The organism is Pseudomonas sp. WS 5010, assembly GCF_012985565.1.
Lineage (GTDB): Bacteria > Pseudomonadota > Gammaproteobacteria > Pseudomonadales > Pseudomonadaceae > Aquipseudomonas.
Genome location: NZ_JAAQWQ010000004.1, coordinates 634,511 through 651,325 on the forward strand (window position 1 = coordinate 634,511; position 16,815 = coordinate 651,325).

The window sequence follows — 16,815 nt, forward strand, 5'->3', positions numbered from 1 at the left end:
GAAAATAAATCTGTGAATGCTCACAACTCTTCGTAATGCATGGCCCTCAAGGCTCAGGATAGCGGTGTTTTTCAGCCGACGGCCCACTGCAGTTTGTTGGCCAGTGCATCGGGGTATGGCGCTGTATCGGCGATTGCCGCGCGGGTGGCCTCGCCATGGCCGAACGCCTCAATCAATAGCTCAACGTGCGCGGTGAGGAAATCGCTCAACGCATCAAGGCGCTCCTCAAGGGCGCGGTAGCGCGCAATGTCCATAAGGCCTTCGCTGATAAACCAGGCGGCGTGTTTATTCAGGTATTCCAGCACATACATCCCGCACAACGCGCTACCCAGTTCCCTGGCCAGGCCCTGGGGCAGCGAGTGGCTCGCTTGCACCGCGCTCTGGATGGCCAGGCGCTGGGCGTAGGCCTCACCCGCGCGGGCAACGATCATCAATTGCGAGTTCCATACCTGCATGTCGTCCTCACCCTCTCCGCTATGCTGGGCGACATGCTCGGCCACTTGCTTGAGCAAGCGATACTCCAGGGTGTGCGCCATGGCCTGCCAGTACGCGGCATCATCCAGTGCACCTTTCGGGTCTGGCCGGGTGGGTTCGTCCAAGGGCTGACCGATCAGGACCTTGGCTGCGTCCAACAGGATCATGCGGTTATTGCCCCCGGCATCCTGGTAGATCTTGGCCATGCCTTCGTAGTCGGCGAAGCGATTGAGGTTGAGCGCGCCGGCCACTCCGCAGCGCAATCGGCATTCGGTGGCCAGCGCCTCGGCGGCGGGGGCGCAGAGGGCCTTGGTCAGGGCCAGGGTCTGGCTGATGGCGGCCCATGGGGTCCACGTCACGTCGCCGCTGCCGGTGGTCTGCAGCGATGCCTGGCTGGCCGTGCCTTCGATCCACAGGCGCGCGGAGTCATTGGCAAAGCACTTCATGACGTAGGCCGTGGCCAGGCAGCCGAACAGCGCACGGCGTTGGGTACGAAAAGCCAGCAAGCCGGTGCCGTTGCCGATCCGCGCCTGGGTGGTGCGCCGGTTGGCATGGGTCAGGGCCAGGGTTGCACAGGCCAGCATCACCGAACTCAAGCCGATACCGACCATGGCCCAGACATTTTTGGGCGCAAACAGTGAGCGAATCAGGCGGCGGTCGGTGCTGCCCAATGGGTCGTGGAAGTGATTGGCCGCGTCGATCGAGGCGCCATCGCACAGCCACGCGTCGAACGGTAGGCGCACCCGGTCAAAGCTTGCCAGGCCATAATCGAGCGGCACTGCGCGAATCTCCGCCGGCGACGACATGCAAACCCCTGGGCGCGGGCCCTTGGCGTCACTCAGTGGCAGTACAAACGCGAACACGCCACAGGCCTGGCCCTGCACGGTTACCTGGGCAAACACCACGCCCATCTTGTCCAGGTTATTGATGCCGACGTTGGCGAATTTCAGCGCCGCTTTGTTTGGCGTGTTCAGCACAAACGTGCGCGTTTGGGGGTCGAATACTGCTTCGACACAGGCCCCCATATGGGAGTTACTGCGACCTATCTCAGTCAGTGCGTACACCCCAAGCCTCGCGCCGGTTTCCAGTTGATGTCGCCACTGCGCAGCGTGCGGGTGATCCTGTTCGAACGCCAGGAGTGTGCCGATGCAAAGCCCTTGCTGAATCACGCAGCCCATAAAAAGCGAGGGGTCGTTGATCGCCGCGTGAGAGGCCACGGCCATCAGTAACTGCGGTTGTGCAAACCCGTGAATGCCTTCGGGCAGTTGCCGCATCAGGTGCTGCAAGCGCTGGTAGGTATGGCGGTGGCCGTCGTGAAAGCTCTGGTTGGCGCGGGGGCGCAGTTCAGGGTCGCGGAAGATTTTCGCCATGTGTGCGTGAACCTGGGCATCGACCGGGCCATTGGCCAGGCCGCGCAGGGCCATGATCGCTTCGTGTTCGAGGGGTGTCTTGGTCAGCAACAGGCGCAGGATTTCGATGGGTTGTGCCAGCGGCGCGTAGACCTGTGCATCGGGCAAGCTCTTGTGTATGCACGTGGACAGGCCGTTGTTCACCCCGAGGTCGATAAACACGGTGTGTTCGTCCGTCGGCAGCTGCGCCAAGGTGTGGGGCAGGTTGGTCGGCTGCGTGACACCCCGGGTAAACATGTGGTGCAGGTCATCCTCGGGTTCGTAGCGGCGCCCCAGTACGGTGGAGTAGATCGGTGTATGGAACGGCTGGGGTATCAGGGGCTGCAGGTTTTCGTAGAGCTTGCGGGCAACTTCCAGGTGAGGGGGGTAGTGGGAAGCGTACGCGATGGGGATCGGGCGCAAGGGCGGCGCGTTGCCGTCATGGTGGGCACGCAGGTGCTCAAGGTCTGCCGTCTCGCCGCTGATGATGCATTGCGCCGGTGCGTTGACCGAGCCCAGTACCAGGTTGCGCTCGGGGAAGCGGTCCAGCAGTGCTTGGGTGGCCGGCGCCGAAAGGTTGATCAGCAGCATGCTGCCTCGGCCCTCCTCGTCGCGGTAGGCGGCATTGAGAGCGCACACCGCGCGTGCCCCCTGCGCAATGTCGAGCACGCCGCCACAGACCCTGGCCGCAATTTCGCCGAAACTTTGCGCAACGATCAGGGCAGGGACCACACCTGCCGCCTGGAGCAATTGATTGAGTACCACCGCTGCGCCATATAGCGCCAACTGGGCAACGCCGGAAGGCAGGGGGAGTGCGTGATCATGGGTCAGCAGAACCTGGGTCACTAATCCAGGGTGCGGATCTGGCTCGTATTGGGCCGCCTGGAGTTCGATGATCGCCAGGGTCGCGTCAATTTGCTCCCGCGCTTCGGGAACGCACTGATACAACTCTGCCAAAGCGCCACAGGGGTCGCTGCCTTGGCCAGGAAAGCCAAAGACATAGTTCTGACGGTAAACATTGAGTTGGGTTGACATGGGTCCATCCTCGTTGGCCTAACAAAAACGCTTTAGCCAGCGGGTTGCCGGCAAAGCGAAGGCCTATTGGATGGCAAAAGGTAGTGTTCAGAACCTGTGAAAAATGACAGTTTTTTGGACTTTTTCGAAATTGTCTTTATTCAGTTGTTACTAGCAGAGCCGCCTGGCGCGGGCCCGGCGGCCACGTTTACCCACCATGGCGTACGCTGCTGGATCTGCACCGGCAAAGTCGGCAGCAGGGCATTCAAGGCCAGGTCGGTGTCGTGCAGCGGGAAGCTGCCAGTGATGCGCAGGTCGGCGACGTTTTTGTCCACGCCCAGGTAGCCGGTGCGATAGCGCGACAGTTCCTCGACCACATCCGCCAGCCGCGCGTTGTCGACCACCAGCATGCCGCGGGTCCAGGCGTCGGTGCCGGGACTGACGGCGAGCAACGGGCCAAGGCCGTCATGGCGCATCAGCACCTGCTGGCCTTCCTTGAACACCTGCTCCTGCTGCACCGCCTCGGGCTGCGCCGCGACGGCCGACTGCAACACGCTGAGCCGCGTTCCGTCGTCCTCGCGCTTGACGATAAACCGCGTACCCAGGGCGCGCAGGCTGCCGTCGCGGGTCTGGACGAAAAAGGGGCGCGCGTCGTTATGGCCGGTCTCTACGAGAATCTCGCCGTCCTGCAACACAATCACCCGGCGCTTTTCGTCAAAGCGCACATCAATGGCGCTGTGGGTATTGAGGTTGATCAGCGTGCCATCGGCCAGTTTCAGGGTGCGTTGTTCGCCGGTGGCGGTGCGTTGGTCGGCCAGCCAATAGTCGAGGGGCGCGTAGCGCTGGCCGGCGAACAGCGCCAGCCCGCAGATCAGCACCACACTGGCCAGGCCACTGCCGAGCTTGCGCACCCGGCGGCGGATACTTTCGCGCGATTGCAGCAACGCCGCCCGCGCCGGGCCGCTGGCCACACTGAAACGCTGGTCGAGCATGCCCAGTTGGTGCCAGGCGCGGGCATGTTCATCGCTGCTGGCCAGCCACTTGTTGAATTCTTCCTGCTCTACGGCGCTGCGATCCCCGCAATCCAGGGACAGTTGCCAGGCTATCGCAGCATCCAGCACTCGTGCCGAAACCGGTTTGGAACTGATCTGAGTCACAGCGGCTCGCCATACAGCGCGATGTAGCACTGGCGAATACCCTGGGCCAGGTACTGGCGCACCCGCGGCACGGAAACCCCCAGGCGCTGGGCGATTTCGGCGTGGCCCAGGCCATCGAGACGGTTATAGAGGAAGGCGGCGCGGGCCTTGCTGGAGAGTTTGCCGAGCAGGCGGTCGATGGCCTTGAGGTCTTCGAGGATCAGGTGCTGTTCTTCTGGGGACGGGTGTTCGCTTTCCGGAAGCAGCATCAGTTCGCTGAGGTAGGCCTGTTCCAGCGCGGCACGGCGGAAATAGTCGAACAACAGGCCCTTGGCGATGGCCACCAGGAACGCCCGGGGCTCGCGGGGTTCGCGCAGTTCTTCACGGCCCAGCAGGCGCATGAAGGTGTCCTGGCTGAGGTCTTCGGCCCGACTGGGGCAGGCCACGTTGCGCCGCAGCCATGCCAGCAGCCAGCCGCGATGGTCACGGTACAACGTGCCAACAAGCTCACTGTGGGGACTTTGGGCTGACGACAAGGCATCACCAATCGAGATGTTTAAACTAACGAGAATTATTCGCGATTGTGGCAGAGGCAGCGGATGGGTGCAATTGGCGTTGGTCGGGTGATGCTTCCTATAGGGAGGGGGCCTGCTTGCGGCGTTTCCATTGGCTCAGGCGCTGTTGCAGTGCCGCCGGGCTGTCCAGCCCTTGCTGGCGGGCGCGGCTGAACAGAATCAACATCAATTCAGCGGTGGCCAGGGCGTCGGCGCTGGCGTGATGGCGTTCGCCGACTTGCAGGTTGAAGTGGCCGACCCAGTCATCCAGGCCCGCTTCGCGAATATGCGCCTGCGGGCACAGCAGCGGCGCCAGGTCCGCCACGTCGAGGAATGGATGAGCCAGGCGATAACCCAGGCTGTCCTTGAGCGCGCGCCCAAGCATGTGTTGGTCGAACGGTGCATGGAACGCCAGCAGCGGGCTGTCGCCGACAAAATCCATGAAGTCCAGCAACGCCTCGGCCGGATCGCAACCGGCGGCGATCGCACTGGGGCCGAGGCCGTGGATCAGTACGCTGGGGCTGAGTTTGGTTTGAGCCCGTAGCAGGGTGCGTTCGAACTGCTGGGAAAAGTCGATGGCACCGTCTTCAATGACCACCGCGCCAATCGATAGCACCAGATCGCGATTGAGGTTCAGGCCGCTGGTTTCCAGGTCGAGGACGACCCAGCGCTGCTCGCGCAAACTGTGTTCGCCGAGCGCCTTGGGGGCGGCCAGGTGTTGCAGGCGCGCCTGTTGAGCGGCATCCAGGCCCGGCCGCGCAGGGCGCAGCCAACTGAACAGACTCACAGTTGATACCTCAGGGCCAGGCTGCTTTGCAGGCGCTGGGCCTGGCGCAGGGATTCACGCAGGATGCGCCGGTCCAGATGGTTGAGGCTGTCGGGGTCGACCCGGTTGGAGTACGGCTGGTTCTCGCGGGTCTGCAACTGGTGCTGCTGCATGCGGGTTTGCTGGATAAAGTGGTAGGCCTCTTCATAGGCCGCGCCGTCCAGGCGTTCGATCACCTCGTGCTCCACCAGTTGGCGTAAACGCTCCAGGGTGTTGTTGGCTGCGATCCCGTTAGCCAGGGCCAACAGGCGTGCGCCATCGACGAAGGGCGTCAAACCCTGCACCTTGAGGTCCAGGGTGGCCTTGTCCGAGCCCTTGCGCGTCAGCACGAAGTCACGGAAGCGCCCCACCGGCGGGCGCTGGCGCAAGGCGTTCTCGGCCATCATCCGCTGGAACAGGCGATTGTCCGCGACCTGGTCAAGAATGCCCTGGCGCAGTTGCTCGCAACCCTGTTCATCGCCCCACACCACCCGCAGGTCGAAGTAGATGCTGGATTTGAGCAGGTTCTCTGGCGTCGCCTCGCGGATAAACGCAGCAAAACGCCGGGCCCACTCGGCGCGGGACAGGCACAGTTCGGGGTTGCCGGCCATGATATTGCCCTTGCACAGGGTAAAGCCGCACAGCGCCAGGCTCTGGTTGATCTGCTGCGCCAGCGGCAACAGCAGGCCGCGAATCTCGGCCGCATGGGCCGCGTCACGGGCGTCGAACAGAATGCCGTTGTCCTGGTCGGTGTGCAGCGTCTGCTCGCGGCGGCCTTCGCTGCCGAAACACAGCCAACTGAACGGCACGCCGGGGTCGCCCTTGTCGGCGATGCTCAGCTCGATGACCCGGCACACCGTGTGGTCGTTGAGCAGGGTGATGATATGGGTGATCTGGGTCGAGGACGCGCCATGGGCCAGCATGCGTTCGACCAACTGGCCGATTTCGCCACGGATCGCCACCAGGTTGTCGACCCGGGGCGCGTTGCGGATGGTACGCGCCAGGTGCACCAGGTCGACCCGTTGCAGGGAAAACAGATCGCGCTCGGACACCACGCCACACAGGCGCCGATCCTTGACCAGGCACACGTGGGCGATATGCCGTTCGGTCATGGCAATCGCGGCATCAAATGCGCTGTGATCCGGGCTGAGGAAAAACGGCGCCTGGGTCATGTGCTGTTCGATGGCCTGGCTGAAGTCGCTGGTGCCATCGGCGACCACCTGGCGCAGGTCGCGCAGGGTGAAGATCCCCAGGGGCGCCTTGTGTTCATCGACCACCACGATGCTGCCGACCTGCTGCTCGTGCATCAGCGTGACCGCCTCGCGCAGCGGCGTCAGCGGGCTGCACGTCACCGGGTGGCGCATGGCCAACTCGCCCAGGCGGGTGTTCAACGAGTATTGGGTACCGAGGGTTTCCACGGCCTTTTGCTGCACCTGCTGGTTGACCTGGTCCAACAGGCTGCTGACCCCGCGCAAGGCAAAATCACGGAACGGGCTGGACAGGGCAAACAGCTTGATAAAGGCCGGCTTGTTCAATTGCAGGCAGAAGGTATCTTCGGCGGCCTTGTGCTCGGTGCGGGTCGCCCGCTCCCCCAGCAGCGCGGCCAGGGGGAAGCATTCGCCGGTGGTGATTTCGAAGGTGGTTTGCGCCGAATCCGGCCGCTCGCCCACCACACGCCCTTGCTTGACGATGTAGAAGTGCTCCACGGGGCCTGCCGAAGGCTTGAGAATGCTCTCGCCGGGGCCATAGAAGCGCAATTGGCACTGTTCCACCAGAAACGCCAGGTGGGCGTTTTCCATTTGGTTGAACGGCGGGAAGCGTTGCAGGAATTGCAGGGTGCCGTGAATGTTCTGCAACACCGCAGTTTTCCCTGCCTGGGTGAAAGCATCAGCTTTACTCATAACCATGACCGCAGTTTTTTTGTCGTTATCGTCCCTCATGGTCGACCCCCACGCGGCGGGTGCCCATTGGACGTAAGTCTAGGTAGCTATCCGGCCTTCAATGACTAGGGAAAAACCTTACATGAATATGGTCCAAACCCCGTAGATCTCCCACTAGGAAATCTATCCGACGAAGTGCACATTGTTCGCCCTTCCGGCGATGTCTGACTTCTGTGCTGGGAGATTGAGAGAAACTGCCGAGAAATCTATGCCCGACCAAGATATTTTGAGTGATGCCGAGCGCGAGGCGCTGAGCGCCGTGATGCTGGAGCCTGATCTACCGCCGCAACGGGTGCTGATCGTCGATGACGATAAAGACGCCCGTGAACTGCTGGCGGAAATTCTCGGGCTCGATGGCATTCGCTGCATGACGGCGGACAGTGGCGAGGCGGCATGGCAACTGCTCAATTCCAGTACCTCCATCGGGTTGTTGATCACGGATCTGCGCATGGCGCCCAGCAATGGCCTGGAGTTGATCCGAAAAGTGCGTGGCTCCACCCGCGCGGCGTTGCCGATCATCATCATGTCGGGGGATGCCGAGGCGCCGGATGTTATTGATGCGATGCATTTGAGCGTGGTGGACTTTTTGCTCAAGCCGATTGATAGCGTGAAGTTGGCGAAGATGGTCAAGCGCGAGTTGGGGATGGCTCCGTAGCCGAGGGACCGTTGGTCGGCACTGTCAGATTTCACAGTATCGGGTGTTTGAGGGGGGCCTGTTTAATCGTTGAGAGGGTGCTGGTTTGGGACCGGTGCCCCAACTAATGAAGCGAACAGGAGTTCACCATGAGTAATGCATGTAATGGCACCACAACAGTCGAAGCGAATATCTCGGCGCGTGTAAATGGACACGATAACCTTTTTTATCCGAATCAATTTTCTGGCTCGTCATCTGGGGTGCTGCTGGTCGCGACCAGTGATACTACGCACCTGGGAATTAACTACGGCCAGACCCTGGGGCAGGGGACTCATACGTTGCCGCATACGCAATTTCAAATAGATTATCTGGATCCTGCTGGACGCACATTTACTCACTCGGTTGGAGGCACTATCCAGGTGAAAGTGGTCGGTAATGTGCATTCGGGCACGTTGACCGGCGTTACAGTTGATGGAACGGGTTCTGGGGCTGGCTCGCAGGCCGTAATTTCGGGTACCTACGTCATTATTGTCAGTTAAGTCTTGCTACACGGCCTATAAAAAGCCCCGGCCATATGACCAGGGCTTTTTCATTTCAGTGACCCGTTACAAACCATTCCTGGCCTTGAACTCCCGCCGCCGACGATGCAACACCGGCTCGGTATAACCATTGGGCTGCTGGGTCCCTTCAATCACCAACTCCACCGCGGCCTGGAACGCGATATTGCTGTCGAAGTCCGGGGCCAGCGGACGGTACAGCGCATCCCCGGCGTTCTGCCGATCCACTACCGGCGCCATGCGCTTGAGGCTTTCCATGACCTGGGCCTGGCTGACCACGCCATGGCGCAACCAGTTGGCGATGTGCTGGCTGGAGATACGCAGGGTGGCGCGGTCTTCCATCAGGCCTACATCGTTGATGTCCGGCACTTTCGAGCAACCCACGCCCTGGTCGATCCAGCGCACCACATAACCGAGGATGCCCTGGGCGTTGTTGTCCAGTTCGTTGCGGATTTCTTCCTCGGACCAGTCGGTATTCTGCGCCAGGGGGATGGTGAGGATATCGTCCACCGAAGCGCGTTCGCGCTTGGCCAGTTCGGCCTGGCGGGCAAAGACGTCGACCTTGTGATAATGCAGCGCGTGCAGCGCAGCGGCGGTCGGCGACGGTACCCACGCAGTGTTGGCGCCCGCCAGCGGGTGCGCGATCTTCTGCTCGAGCATCGCGGCCATCAGGTCGGGCATGGCCCACATGCCTTTACCGATCTGCGCACGGCCCTGCAGGCCGGTGCTCAAGCCGATATCGACGTTCCAGTTTTCGTAGGCGCCGATCCACTTTTCGGCCTTCATCGCGGCCTTGCGCACCATCGCGCCAGCTTCCATGGAGGTGTGGATTTCGTCGCCGGTACGGTCGAGGAAGCCGGTGTTGATAAACACCACGCGCTCGCTGGCCGCTTTGATACAGGCCTTGAGGTTGACCGTGGTGCGGCGCTCCTCGTCCATGATCCCGACTTTCAGGGTGTTGCGCGGCAGGTTCAGCACGTCTTCGATGCGCCCGAACAGCTCGTTGGTGAACGCCGCTTCTTCCGGGCCGTGCATTTTCGGCTTGACGATGTACACCGAGCCGGTGCGGCTGTTCTTGCGGCTGTTGTTGCCATTGAGGCTGTGGACCGCGGCCAGGCTGGTGATCAGGCCGTCGAGGATGCCTTCGGGCACTTCATTGCCCTGGGCATCGAGGATCGCGTCGATGGTCATCAGGTGGCCAACGTTACGCACGAACAACAGCGAGCGACCATGCAAGGTCACCGCGTTGCCATCGACACCGGTGTAGGTGCGGTCGGCGTTCATGGTACGGGTGAAGGTCTTGCCGCCCTTGGCCACTTCTTCGGCCAGGTCGCCCTTCATCAGGCCGAGCCAGTTGCGGTAGATCACCACTTTGTCATCGGCATCGACGGCGGCCACCGAGTCTTCGCAGTCCATGATGGTGGTCAGCGCGGCTTCCATCAGGATGTCTTTGACGCCGGCGGCGTCGGTCTGGCCGACCGGGGTGCTGGCGTCGACCTGGATTTCGAAATGCAGGCCGTTGTGCTTCAACAAGATTGCGATGGGCTGGGCGGCATCGCCCTGGTAGCCGATCAACTGGGCATCGCTGCGCAGGCCGCTGTTGCTGCCGCCCTTGAGGCTGACTATCAGCTTGCCATCGACAATCTTGTAGCCGGTGGAGTCGACATGGCTGCCGGCGGTGAGCGGTGCGGCTTCGTCGAGGAACGCACGGGCGAAGGCGATAACCTTGTCACCGCGCACCTTGTTGTAGCCCTGGCCTTTCTCGGCGCCGTTGGCTTCGCTGATGGCATCGGTGCCATACAGCGCGTCGTACAGCGAGCCCCAGCGGGCGTTGGAGGCGTTGAGGGCGAACCGCGCATTCATCACCGGCACGACCAACTGGGGGCCGGCCATGCGGGCGATTTCGTCATCGACGTTTTGGGTGGTCGCTTGGAAATCCGCCGCTTCTGGCAGCAGGTAGCCAATATCTTGCAGGAAGGCTTTGTAGGCCACCGCGTCGTGGGCCTGGCCGGCGTGGGTCTGGTGCCAGGCATCGATCCGCGCTTGGAAATCGTCGCGTTTGGCGAGTAGGGCTTTGTTCTTCGGTGCCAGGTCGTGGATGACCTTGTCGGCACCGGCCCAGAACTGGTCGGCGGTCAGGCCGGTACCGGGAATGGCTTCGTTGTTCACGAAGTCGAACAGGACTTTGGCGACCTGCAGGCCACCGACTTGAACGTGTTCAGTCATTGCTTGCCTCACTCTGCGGAGCTAATTCGCTTTTCAGCTTTTCAATTTACCAATGAAGCCTCTGGCCATTTAAACCACAAACCCAAGGCACCAGTACATGCCATCAACGGCGGCTGGGCGGTTCCAATCAACGGCGCAAGGCTTGCTGACGGGGTGTTCGGGGTTCTGACGGCGCCTGGGCAGACATCGACCTAACGTTATGTAGTGCGCGCCGAGGCATACTACATGATGAGTTGCGGTTGTGAAAATTAGACTAAATACGTCGTTTAACGACCCACTTTGGTTGTACGGTCACAGCGGGGCATGGGATGTTCTCAAAAAACCAATGGATTGTTCCAGATAAATATAAAAATGGTACACGATTTGTTTTTCTTCACTGCCATGGGATCAACGCGGAAGCTGGCTTGCCTGCGATGGTTCCCGGCTCCTACATGAGCACATCTGCCTATACTGGCTAATCCATAAAAGAGGGCTGTTGCCATGGACCATCTCGTACTCACCGTGATCGCCGCCGACAAACCCGGCGTAGTCGAACGTGTTGCCCACTGCATTGCCGAGCGCGGTGGCAACTGGCTGGAAAGTCGCATGGCTCATATGGCCGGGCAATTTGCCGGGATCCTGCGGGTCAGCGTGCCGATGGAAAACCGCAGCGAGTTGGTCAGCGCCCTGGAGGACTTGTCTACCCATGGCATCCGTGTGCTGGTGGGCGAGAGCAGCGGCGCGCAGGCATCGGCGAGCAAGCCGATTCTGATGACCCTGGTGGGCAATGACCGGCCGGGGATCGTGCGCGAGATCACCGCACTGTTGAGCAAGCAAGGGGTCAACCTGGAACGCCTGAGCACCGACGTGCGCCCGGCGCCCATGAGCAGCGACCCGTTGTTTCACGCCGAAGCTGCGTTGGCCGTGCCGTCCAGCCTGGCGCTGGACACGCTGCAAGCCGCCCTGGAAACCCTGGCCGACGATCTAATGGTGGAGTTGCAGCTGCGCAGCGAGGAATAACCGTCCACAGGGTTGTTCATGGAAATCTTGCATGGGCCTGTGGATAAGCTGTAGAGACCCGGCGCCAGGCCACGCCGGCCGTGGCTTGTGGCGCCTTGAGCAAAAAACGAGCAATTTCAACGGCTTGTGCACAAACGCCGGGGATCAGGTTGTGGATAACCTTGGGGTGAAACCCTGCAAGCCACACCGGCCGTGGCTTGTAGGGTTTTGTACGTTATTTGATCAGCGTTTGCGCAGGCTGAGCCACGCATCAACGCTGTAGACCGCCAGCCCCGCCCAGATAAACACAAAGGCCACCAGGCTGGCGGGCGTCATGTGTTCGTCGAACAGCAGTACCGCCTGCAGCAGCACCAGGGTCGGTGCCAGGTACTGTAGGAAGCCGAGGGTGGTGTAGGGCAAATGCCGCGCCGCAGCGTTGAAACACACCAGTGGGATCAACGTCACCGGGCCTGCCGCCACCAGCCACCAGGCTTCGGAAGTGCTCCAGAACGCCAGGTTGGCACTATGGGCGGTGGGGTTGAGCAGCAGCCACGCCAGGGCGATCGGCACCAGCATCCAGGTTTCCACCACCAGCCCGGGCAGCGCCTTGACCGGCGCCTGCTTGCGGATCAAGCCGTAGAAGCCAAAGGTCAGCGCCAGCACCAGCGAGACCCACGGCAGACTCCCCACCTGCCACACCTGTTGCGCCACACCCACGGCGGCCAGCCCGACGGCCACCCATTGCAGGCGCCGCAGGCGCTCGCCAAGCAGCAGCATGCCCAGCAGCACGTTGACCAGCGGGTTGATGTAGTACCCCAGGCTGGCTTCGAGCATGCGCCCACTGTTGACCGACCACACATAGGTCAGCCAGTTGCCCGCGATCAACGAGCCGCTCAACGCCAGGATCGCCAGGCGCTTGGGGTTGTCCCGTAGTTCGCGCCACCAGCCGGGGTGTTTCCACACCAGCAGCAGCAAACCGCCGAACAGCGCCGACCACAGCACGCGGTGGACGATGATTTCGGCAGCCGGCACGCTGGCGATGGCTTTGAAGTAGAGCGGGAACAGGCCCCAGATGACGTAGGCACTCAGGCCCAGGATGTACCCGCGACGCGGGTTGGCGGCTTGCATGCAGAATCCTTGCTTAGGCAACTAACAATGCGGCGATTGTAAGGATGTTTGTCAGCAAATGTGTGCTGAAAACTCAATCGCCACAAAACGTGCCGGCGATGGCGCCCTCGGGTTGGGGGCTGTTGAGGATGCCATCGCCAGCAAGCCGGCTCCTACCGGGGTCAGAACAATTTCAGGGGTTCTTCGTTGAGTGCAGACAGTTGCTCGCGCAGCGCCAGCACCTGGTCGCCCCAGTACCGTTCGCTGCCGAACCACGGGAAGCTGTGGGGGAACGCCGGGTCATCCCAGCGCCGCGCCAGCCAGGCGCTGTAGTGCATCAGGCGCAGGGCGCGCAGGGGTTCGATCAGCGCCAGTTCGCGGGGATCGAAATCGTGGAATTCCTGGTAGCCGTCCATCAGTTCCGACAGCTGCCCCAGGCATTCCTGCCGATCGCCGGCCAGCATCATCCACAGATCCTGCACCGCCGGGCCCATGCGGCAGTCGTCGAGGTCGACGATATGGAACATCTCGTCGCGACACATCATGTTGCCGGGGTGGCAGTCGCCATGCATGCGGATGTTCTTGTGTGGCGTGGCGCTGTACACATCCTCAACGCGCTTGAGCAGGTCGCGGGCCACGGATTCGTAGGCGGGCAACAGGCTCTTGGGGATGAAATTGCCTTCGAGCAAGGTGTTCAGGGAGTCATGGCCGAAGTTCTTCACGCCCAGGGCTTCGCGGTGCTCGAAAGGGCGCGTGGCGCCGACAGCATGCAAGCGCCCAAGCAACTGCCCGAGGCGGTACAACTGATCGAGATTGCCTGGCTCCGGCGCCCGGCCACCACGGCGGGGGAACAGGGTGAAACGGAAACCCGCGTGTTCGAACAGGCTTTCGCCGTTGTGGATCATCGGCGCCACGACCGGGACTTCGCACTCGGCCAGTTCGAAGGTGAAGCGGTGTTCTTCGAGGATTGCCTCGTTGGTCCAGCGCTGGGGCCGGTAGAACTTGGCGATCAGCGGCTCGGAGTCTTCGATGCCGACTTGATAGACACGATTCTCGTAGCTGTTGAGCGCCAAGACGCGGGCGTCGCTGAGAAAACCGATGCTTTCGACAGCGTCGAGAACCAGGTCGGGGGTCAATGTTTCAAACGGGTGGGCCATGCGAACTCCTGCGCGCAGCAGGTCGCCGCGTCCGGCCGGGTATGGTAGCGCACCGGGCCGTGGATAGGTGGCGCGTGTGCCATCGTGTGGGAGCGGGCTTGCCTGCGATGGGCCCTGAAGATCAGCTAAACCGGCGTGCCCAACAACACATTGCTCGGCGCAAACTGCACCTGAACCTGCGTGCCTTCACCCGCCCCCAGCGCCTTGAGCTGCTCGGGCGCTGCCAACGCGCACAGCACCAGGCCACTGGGCAAGACAATACGCACCTCACTGGGCCCATCATCGGCATCAAGGATGGCCTCGACCTGGCCGCCCATGCAGTTAAACCCAGGCATCGGCGCCTGGTCAGCCGCGATCAGCTCCAGCCAGCCAGCCTTGATCAAGGCCACTACTTGCGTACCGGTTTCCAGTTCCAGGCGCAGGGTGCTGTCATGGGTGATCTGTGCATCGAGGGTCAAGCCACCGGCCAGTTCCAGGCGTACTCGATCATTGCGGCCGTGGCTGTCGATGGCGACCACCTGGCCATGCAATTGATTACGCGCGCTGGTGCGCAGCATCAGGCGGCCCAGCAGGTTGAGGTCGCTGGCGTCTTCGGCGGCTTCCAGCACCTGGGCTTGCAGGGTTTGCAGGCGCTGATACAGGCGCAACACCCGCTCACCTTCTGCCGAAAGTCGCGCGCCGCCGCCGCCCTTGCCGCCGACGCTGCGCTCGACCAGGGGCTTTTGCGCCAGGTTGTTCAGCTCATCGATGGCATCCCACGCGGCCTTGTAGCTCAAGCCGGCACTTTTTGCGGCGCGGGTGATGGAGCCTTGCTCGGCGATATGTTGCAGCAAGGCGATGCGCTGCGGGCGGCGGACAATATGTTGGCTCAACAGGGACGGTAAAGGCATGGCGAACGGCTGCACACTGGCTTGGAATACCCGGGACGTTGCGGGCACGCGCCGCCAGAGTCAAGTCATGTGCCGGGCTTGGGCGTGCGCGCCAGGCAATACACGTCGACCTGGCGCGCGCCGGCCTGCATCAGCAGGCGGGCCAGGCTGTGGGCGGTGGCGCCGGTGGTCAGCACATCGTCCACCAGTGCCAGGTGCTGGCCCTGCACCTGCGCGCCGGGGGCCAGGGCAAAGGCCTTGAGCAGGTTGCGCTGGCGCTGTTTGGCGTCCAGTTGTTGCTGGGCAACGGTGTCATGGGGGCGCAACAGCAGGTGTTCATCCAGGGGCAGGTCCAGGTCCCGGCTCAGCCAGCGGGCGAGCATGGCGGCCTGGTTGTAGCCGCGTTGGCGCAGGCGTTTGGCGGCCATCGGCACCGGGAGTAAGCGGTCGGGGCGGGCCAGTTCGGTGTTGTCGAAGCGGTCTTGCAGGCATTGGCGCAACAGGCTCGCCAGCATCTGCCCCAGCGGCCATCTGCCCTGGTGCTTGAAGCGGCTGATCAGGCTGTCCAGCGGAAAGCCATAGGTCCAGGGCGCGACCACTTGCCTGAATGCGGGCGGCGAGCGCTGGCATTGGCCGCAGACCAGCCCGCTGATCGGCAAGGGCAGGGCGCACACCTCGCAGCCGTCCGTCAGCCACGGCAGGTCGATTTCGCAGGTATTGCACAGGGTCGCGGCTGAATGTGTGGCTTCGTCGCAGAGCAGGCACATCTGGTTGCTTTTTAGCCAGATGTAAACCTCATGTTTGTAGTAAGGTTGACAGTGCATGAATCTTCCTTAAATATGCCGAGCATCCGTGTCGTGCCTGTGGGTATTGCCCTACCCACAGCGCTTGCCCAAGCATAAACAAGGAATCGCCCATGAGCGCCAGCCTCACTGCCACCTTGCGTCACGACTGGTCTTTGGCCGAAGTCAAAGCCCTGTTCGTCCAGCCGTTCAATGACCTGTTGTTCCAGGCGCAGACCGTGCACCGCGCGCACTTCGATGCCAACCGCGTGCAGGTGTCCACCTTGCTGTCGATCAAGACCGGCGCCTGCCCGGAAGATTGCAAATATTGTCCGCAGTCGGGCCACTACAACACCGGCCTGGAAAAAGAAAAGCTGATGGAAGTGCAGAAGGTCCTCGAAGAGGCTGCGCGCGCCAAGGCCATCGGTTCGACCCGCTTCTGCATGGGCGCGGCCTGGAAGCACCCGTCGGCCAAAGACATGCCTTACGTGTTGCAGATGGTCAAAGGGGTGAAGGCCATGGGCCTGGAAACCTGCATGACCCTCGGGCGTCTTGACCAGGACCAGACCGAGGCCCTGGCCCAGGCCGGCCTGGACTACTACAACCACAACCTGGATACGTCGCCGGAGTTCTACGGCTCGATCATCACCACCCGCACCTACAGCGAGCGCCTGCAAACCCTGGCGTATGTACGTGATTCGGGGATGAAGATCTGCTCGGGCGGCATCCTCGGCATGGGCGAGTCCCTGGACGACCGCGCCAACCTGCTGATCCAACTGGCCAACCTGCCGGAGCATCCGGAGTCGGTACCCATCAACATGCTGGTCAAGGTGGCCGGTACGCCGCTGGAGAATGCCGAGGATATCGACCCGTTCGACTTTATCCGCATGCTCGCCGTGGCGCGCATCCTGATGCCGCAATCCCATGTGCGCCTGTCCGCTGGCCGCGAAGCGATGAACGAGCAGATGCAGGCCCTGGCGTTTTTTGCCGGTGCCAACTCGATCTTCTATGGCGATAAATTGCTCACCACATCCAACCCGCAGGCGGACAAGGACATGCAACTGTTCTCGCGCCTGGGCATCCTGCCCGAAGCCCGCGAAGAACATGCCGATGAAGTGCACCAGGCGGCGATTGAGCAGGCGTTGGTCGAGCAGAAAAGCAGCGAGCAGTTCTACAACGCTGCCGTCTGAACCC

The 16,815-nt window shown here is 62.1% G+C and carries 14 protein-coding genes; 4 read left to right on the top strand and 10 right to left on the bottom strand.

Annotation, left to right across the window (positions count from 1 at the left end; all coding sequences use genetic code 11):
* Nucleotides 1-71: 71 nt before the first annotated feature.
* The 5 genes from HBO11_RS16095 to HBO11_RS16115 form a co-directional block, all read right to left on the bottom strand.
* On the bottom strand, nt 72-2,897 hold the full coding sequence (locus HBO11_RS16095; protein WP_169953739.1) for an acyltransferase domain-containing protein: 2,826 nt from the start codon (nt 2,895-2,897) through the stop codon (nt 72-74).
* 140 nt (nt 2,898-3,037) lie between these two features.
* Nucleotides 3,038-4,033 carry a FecR family protein gene (locus tag HBO11_RS16100; protein WP_169953740.1) on the bottom strand — a complete coding sequence of 332 codons (996 nt, stop codon included), beginning with the start codon at nt 4,031-4,033 and terminating at the stop codon, nt 3,038-3,040.
* Nucleotides 4,030-4,548, bottom strand: a complete 519-nt coding sequence (locus HBO11_RS16105; RefSeq protein ID WP_169953742.1) for an RNA polymerase sigma factor — start codon at nt 4,546-4,548, stop codon at nt 4,030-4,032. The genes HBO11_RS16100 and HBO11_RS16105 overlap by 4 nt, the downstream gene beginning before the upstream one ends.
* A gap of 97 nt (nt 4,549-4,645) precedes the next feature.
* A complete protein-coding gene (locus HBO11_RS16110; RefSeq protein WP_169953744.1) occupies nt 4,646-5,353 on the bottom strand; it encodes a 3'-5' exonuclease in 708 nt (235 codons plus the stop codon).
* Complete coding sequence (locus HBO11_RS16115) at nt 5,350-7,272, bottom strand: putative nucleotidyltransferase substrate binding domain-containing protein (protein WP_169953746.1); 1,923 nt, start codon at nt 7,270-7,272, stop codon at nt 5,350-5,352. The genes HBO11_RS16110 and HBO11_RS16115 overlap by 4 nt, the downstream gene beginning before the upstream one ends.
* Before the next feature lie 247 nt (nt 7,273-7,519).
* Here HBO11_RS16115 and HBO11_RS16120 point away from each other — a divergent pair, with 247 nt between their 5' ends.
* Nucleotides 7,520-7,966: a response regulator gene (locus tag HBO11_RS16120; RefSeq protein ID WP_169953748.1), complete on the top strand. Its 447-nt coding sequence runs from the start codon at nt 7,520-7,522 to the stop codon at nt 7,964-7,966.
* A 128-nt stretch (nt 7,967-8,094) separates the two neighbouring features.
* Nucleotides 8,095-8,484: a hypothetical protein gene (locus tag HBO11_RS16125; protein WP_169953750.1), complete on the top strand. Its 390-nt coding sequence runs from the start codon at nt 8,095-8,097 to the stop codon at nt 8,482-8,484.
* A 66-nt stretch (nt 8,485-8,550) separates the two neighbouring features.
* Here HBO11_RS16125 and HBO11_RS16130 read toward each other — a convergent pair whose 3' ends face one another.
* Entirely contained in the window at nt 8,551-10,728 is a 2,178-nt protein-coding gene (locus HBO11_RS16130) for a malate synthase G (RefSeq protein WP_169953752.1), read from the bottom strand.
* Nucleotides 10,729-11,208: 480 nt separating this feature from the next.
* Between HBO11_RS16130 and HBO11_RS16135 the strand changes: the two genes are divergently transcribed.
* A complete protein-coding gene (locus HBO11_RS16135) occupies nt 11,209-11,727 on the top strand; it encodes an ACT domain-containing protein (protein WP_057440288.1) in 519 nt (172 codons plus the stop codon).
* Nucleotides 11,728-11,949: 222 nt separating this feature from the next.
* Here HBO11_RS16135 and rarD read toward each other — a convergent pair whose 3' ends face one another.
* From rarD to HBO11_RS16155, 4 genes are all read right to left on the bottom strand, one after another.
* Nucleotides 11,950-12,834 (bottom strand): EamA family transporter RarD, encoded by an 885-nt coding sequence (rarD, locus tag HBO11_RS16140; RefSeq protein WP_128593318.1) that lies wholly within the window; start codon nt 12,832-12,834, stop codon nt 11,950-11,952.
* 161 nt (nt 12,835-12,995) lie between these two features.
* Nucleotides 12,996-13,970 (bottom strand): serine/threonine protein kinase, encoded by a 975-nt coding sequence (locus HBO11_RS16145; RefSeq protein WP_032858595.1) that lies wholly within the window; start codon nt 13,968-13,970, stop codon nt 12,996-12,998.
* A gap of 125 nt (nt 13,971-14,095) precedes the next feature.
* Nucleotides 14,096-14,860 carry a TOBE domain-containing protein gene (locus HBO11_RS16150; protein WP_169953845.1) on the bottom strand — a complete coding sequence of 255 codons (765 nt, stop codon included), beginning with the start codon at nt 14,858-14,860 and terminating at the stop codon, nt 14,096-14,098.
* Nucleotides 14,861-14,925: 65 nt separating this feature from the next.
* Entirely contained in the window at nt 14,926-15,663 is a 738-nt protein-coding gene (locus tag HBO11_RS16155) for a ComF family protein (protein ID WP_169953755.1), read from the bottom strand.
* Nucleotides 15,664-15,755: 92 nt separating this feature from the next.
* On the opposite strand from HBO11_RS16155, the gene bioB reads away from it, so the two are divergent.
* Nucleotides 15,756-16,811: a biotin synthase BioB gene (gene bioB / locus HBO11_RS16160; RefSeq protein ID WP_169953757.1), complete on the top strand. Its 1,056-nt coding sequence runs from the start codon at nt 15,756-15,758 to the stop codon at nt 16,809-16,811.
* The last annotated feature ends 4 nt before the right edge of the window (nt 16,812-16,815 follow it).